At 62.7% G+C, this 2,515-nt stretch carries 1 protein-coding gene; it reads right to left on the reverse strand.

From position 1 onward, the window contains the following. Positions 1 to 2,515 (reverse strand): RHS domain-containing protein (locus HBN68_RS22445; protein ID WP_170000661.1); only part of this gene is annotated, 2,515 nt, incomplete at both ends.

Genomic DNA, 2,515 nt, shown 5'->3' on the forward strand with positions numbered 1-2,515 from the left:
CTGATCGGGTCTTTGCTGATAAACCGTCCGGCCCGTGGATCATAGTACCTATACCGATTGTAGTGCAGCCCTGTTTCGTGATCGTGGTACTGGCCCTGAAAACGAATCGGATTCTTTAGCCCTTGGCGTTGTGCCCATTCCGAGCGTTGTTCTTTAACTTCACCCCACGCTTTGTACTGCGCGCTCCAGGCGATTTGGCCGGTGTGGTCGGTCAGTTCTTGTGGCGTGCCGAGGTGGTCGCACTGGTACCACGCCAGTACGTCTATCGGCAGCGCCTGCGGGGTGTGGGTCCACAGCGGGTCTTGGTCGATGTCGTAGGCACCGGTGTAACTCGGCTGGGCCAGCAGGCGCATCGGTTGGTGGCGCAAGGCCTGGGCCACGGGGACGAAGCTGCCGGGTTCGTAGAGGTAGTGAACGGTTTTGCCGCTCGCGCCATCGGCCTGTGCGGGGCTGCTTTCCCAGGCTAGGGTGTCGCCGTCCCAGCCGAACAGGGTGAAACCGCACCCCAGTTCGCGCTGTTTGCGGGCCTGTTCGTTTTGGTTCCACTGCGAGCCCGCTTCGTTTCGGTGTGGGTGGTGGGCGTTGGAGTATTTGTAGAGGCGTCTTCCCAGCGGGTCGTAGGCGTAGTCGACGCGCAGTCGGTTGTCTTCAAAGCGTACCAGGCGGTCGAACAGGTCCCAGTGCAGGCGGCTTTGCTGGCCGTTGTGCCAGCGGCGGGTCTGGTTGCCGCGTTCGTCGTAGTCGTAGTGGGTGCCGGCGTATTCGCGCAGCAGGTTGTCCATCAGTTTGTTGCGCTTGGCGTCCTGGTCCAGCGGGCGTTGGTGCTGTTGGGTTTTTTCGTCCAGCAGGTTGCTGGCCGGGTCGAAGGCGAAGGTTTCGACGCCCAGCCGACTGGTGGCGTTGAGCAGTCGGCCTACCGGGTCGTAGCGATACGATAACGGGCCGCGGCGGCTGTCGTGGATGTCGGTCAGTTGGCCTGCGGCGTCGTACTGATAGGTGCGTTTGAGCAGGGTGGTTTTGTCGTCGCTGCGGCCCAGCAGTTGTTCTTGCAGGCGCCCGGCCGGGTCCCATTGTTGGGTTTGCAGCAGGCGGTTGCCCTGGTGGCGGGCGACTTCGCGGTGCAGGTCGTCACGCTCGTAGCCGATCAGTTCGTGTTCGTCGAGGCGCATGCCCAGCAGGTGCCCGCTGCCGTAGGTCAGCCAGCTGACTTTGTGGCCGTCCGGGCGGGTGGTGGCGATGCGTTGGTTGAGCACGTCGTATTCGTGCTGCCACACGGCAACCACCGGGGTTTGCAGGCTCAGGTAGTGCTGGTGTTCGCGTAGCAGGTTGCCCGCCGGGTCGTGGAACCATTGCAGGCGGCTGTCGGCGTTGGTGGCCATGGCCAGGTTGCCGTTGCCGTCGTAGGCGAAGGTTTCGGTTTGGGTGGTGCTGCCCAGGCGTGCGGTGCGTTCGATGAGGCGGCCTGTGGGGTCGAACTCGACGTGGGTGGTGCGCTGGCCGTCGACGGTGCTGGCCAGGCGGCCGGTGTTTGGGTCGTACTCGTACAGGGTGCTGCGACCGTCAAACCCGGTCTCTTTGAGTAAACGGCCTACCGGGTCGTAATCGAATGTCGCCTGCTGCCGGTTTTCGTTTTCCAGCGCGAGCAGTTGCCCGAGGCGGTCCCAGCGATAGCGCAAGGTCTGTTCGGCAGCGTCGATACGTTCGTCGATCAAACCGGCGGCGGTGTAGCTCCAGGTGGTGCAGCGGTTGAGGCCATCGGTGTGGGCCAGCAGTCGGCCTTCGGCGTCGCGGCTAAAGCGTTCTTCGGTGTTGTCCGGGTGGGTGATCAGGATCAGTTGCCCGGCCTTGTACACGTACTCGGTCTTGTTGCCCGCCGCATCGGTGAAGCAGATCATTTGCCCGAGGTCGTTGTACTCCCAAACACTGGTTTTGCCGGAGCAGTCGACGTACTCCACCAGTTGCCCGGCGTCGTTGTAGGCGAGGGTTTTTTCGTTGCCGTTGGCGTCTTTGATGGCGCTTGGCAAACCCGCTGCGGTGTAGGCGTATTCGGTTTTGTTGCCCAACGGGTCGACGGCTTTAATCAGGTTGCCCTGATCGTCGTAGTCACGTAGCCAAAGGCCGCCTTCGGCGTCGCGAATTTTGATCAACTGGTCCTGATCGTTGTACGCGTAGTGCATGACGCTGTGGTCGGCGCGGATGTGTTCGAGCAGGTTGCTGCGATCGTCGTAGCTGTAGCGGTCGGTGCTGCCGTCGGGATGCACGTGGCGCAGGATGTTTTTCGCGTCGTCGCGGAACAGCCACTCCGAGCGCCCGTCAGCATGGCGGATGCGGTAGGTGTAACCGAGGATGTCGTAGTAGTGCCAGGTCTCGTTGCCGTGGGCGTCGGTAACGTAGGTCAGGCGGATGTTTTCGTCCCATTCCAGGCGCGTGTCGAAGCTGCCGTCGTCGGCCCATTCGCGCACGGCCTTGGCGTCGGGGCCGGTGCCTTGCCATTGCAAGTTCATGCCGCGCTGCG

It is taken from the genome of Pseudomonas sp. WS 5078 (assembly GCF_012985745.1).
Lineage (GTDB): Bacteria > Pseudomonadota > Gammaproteobacteria > Pseudomonadales > Pseudomonadaceae > Aquipseudomonas > Aquipseudomonas lundensis_A.